The sequence below is a fragment of the Xenorhabdus sp. SGI240 genome (assembly GCF_040081915.1).
Lineage (GTDB): Bacteria > Pseudomonadota > Gammaproteobacteria > Enterobacterales > Enterobacteriaceae > Xenorhabdus > Xenorhabdus bakwenae.
The window spans coordinates 1-2,163 of the sequence record NZ_JBEBMB010000152.1 but is presented as its reverse complement, the minus strand read 5'-3'; the positions used below and the strand labels follow the sequence as shown (position 1 = coordinate 2,163).

The 2,163-nt window shown below is 49.5% G+C and carries 2 protein-coding genes and 1 pseudogene; all 3 read right to left on the bottom strand.

The genetic code is table 11. The features are described 5' to 3' along the window. A partial coding sequence (locus ABLA76_RS17795; RefSeq protein ID WP_348988926.1) for a primase-helicase zinc-binding domain-containing protein occupies positions 1–940 on the bottom strand: 940 nt, incomplete at its 3' end. A gap of 107 nt (positions 941–1,047) precedes the next feature. Next, positions 1,048–1,251 carry an AlpA family transcriptional regulator gene (locus ABLA76_RS17790; protein WP_348988925.1) on the bottom strand — a complete coding sequence of 68 codons (204 nt, stop codon included), beginning with the start codon at positions 1,249–1,251 and terminating at the stop codon, positions 1,048–1,050. 137 nt (positions 1,252–1,388) lie between these two features. After that, a pseudogene (locus tag ABLA76_RS17785) lies at positions 1,389–2,147 on the bottom strand (site-specific integrase); the annotation flags it as partial. Between the last annotated feature and the right edge of the window lie 16 nt (positions 2,148–2,163).

The following is a 2,163-nucleotide window of genomic DNA, read 5'->3' as shown; positions in this document are numbered from 1 at the left end:
CTTTATGTTCTGTAGGCGGTACCGAGATCCATCCATTAACCGCAAGGGCTGCTTTTTCTGCTGAGATCTTGCCGACATTTACTCTGGGTTTGCCGTTTTTATCCAGCTCGTCGGGGCGATGCCAGTCATTATCCGCTGCAATAATGATTTTCGCGTCCGGCCAACGTTTCCGAACCGCTTTTGCAACAGAATACAAATTGCCCTCATCCAGCGCCGCCAGAACCGTGCCTTTACAGAGCTGGTTAACCGTGAGTGCTGTGGCGTAACCTTCGGTAATGACTACCGTATTGGGATACGCTTCCAGTTCTGACACGGCAATAAATGCGCCTTTCTTCTGGCTGCCGGACAGGAATTTTTTATCGCCATTGGGTTTGATGATCTGCGCACCGGTGACTTTTTTATCCAGTGCTGTCAGTGCCAGCACTGTCGAATTATCGAACAGTAGTCGCTGATCAAGGTGTTGCAGACCTTTTGCCGCCAGATAGGGCGATTGCCCGGCGACAGTTTGCGCCATCAGTGCCGTCACTCTTTCAGCAATCGGCTGGGTTGGGTAATGGGTTTCTTTGGCTGGCTTGGGTTCTGGCAAAGGTAGCGCCAGTACATTAGCGACCACTTTTGCCGCCTCAGTAACAGAGATCCCTTTGGTTTTTGCCACTAAATCCAGTCCATTACCATAGTTCGGGGTGTCACACTGGCGGCAATACCAGTTGCCATGATGGTGATCATCGATAAAGTGAAAACGGTCGGTGCCGCCGCAGACGGGGCAAGCGCCATGTTTGCCCTTTGCAGGGATATCAATACCACACGCAGGTAGCAGGTTTGACCAAGAATACATGGCGGAGGTTTTCACGGTCTGGATCAGATCAATCGGTTTTTGGTTGCCAGTTGTTTTTTGAACTGTAAATTTAGGGCGAGTTTGGGTATGCTGTGTATCAGCCATCATTTTTACCTTGCTTAATGATTGTTGGTGAAACGCCTCAGATGTGTGCCATCACACTGGGGCGTTGTGTTTTATATTCTGTTTCTTATGTCATAGTCTTTTGTCTGTTATGCCGCCCGTGATTCGGCGATCCGCTGCGCAATCCAGTTATCAATTTCTGCTTCGATAAAGGCCACTGAGCGAGGCCCGATTTTAACTTGCTGTGGAAATGCTCCGTCGCTAATCAGTTTGTAGATCCACGCTTTGCTGTAACCCGTTCTGCGCTGCACTTCCGGCAAACGAATAAAGTGTGTCTTTGCTGTCATTGTCATATTGCTTCTCCTGTTACCGAGTCCCTGAGCGCTCATCGTGGACGTTGTTTGATGACAGGCGGATTATTTAAAAAGCAAGACACAATGAACAGCGTTAATTAGTTATTGCTCGATGAAAGATTAATTTTCGTGTTGCGTTATCGGTTTTTTCTGTCGCGTAGGGGCTTGGCAAAGTCATACGGTGTGATGGATTTTTCCCGGTTCGCATCCAGATAATCCGCCCACCATTGCACCATCAGCCGCCGTTCATCCAGGTGTTTGGATGTGTGAATATACGCTGCGCGAACGTTATTTCGTTCGATATGACTGAGCTGGCGCTCGATGGCATCATCGCTCCACAAGCCGGATTCACCCATCGCACCACGCGCCATTGTGCGGAATCCGTGTCCACAGACGTCGGTTTGGGTGTCGTAACCCATATTGCGTAACGCACTATTGACGGTGTTTTCACTCATCACTTTTGCGGAATCGTGATCGCAGGGAAACACAACTTCGCAGTTTCCGCTCAGTACGTGTAATTCTTTGAATAACGAGACCGTTTGACGGCTCAGGGGCACAATATGTTCAGTTTTCATTTTCATGCCGCGCTCAGAAAAGCGAACACCTTTGATGGGTTTTCGTGTAGCGGGAATTTTCCAGACCGCGTTTTCAAGGTCTATCTCCTGCCAGCGGGCAAATCTCAGTTCGCTGGAGCGGACAAACGTCAGAAGAGCCAGCTCTACTGCAATCTTGGTCAGCAGGCGACCGCGATAGGCAGATAAGCGAGCTAAAAAGTCAGGTAAGTCTTCGTGGGGCAGGGCGGGGTGATGGTGAGATTTCGTGGTGGTGAGTGCGCCGGCCATATCATTAGCTGGGTTGGATTCCAGAATATCGTTCTGGACGGCATAGCGCATGATATAGCAAAATCATACT

Bases quoted from the DNA above. Each gene is read 5' to 3' on its own strand.
- ABLA76_RS17790 (WP_348988925.1), bottom strand. From the start codon at position 1,251: ATGACAATGACAGCAAAGACACACTTTATTCGTTTGCCGGAAGTGCAG.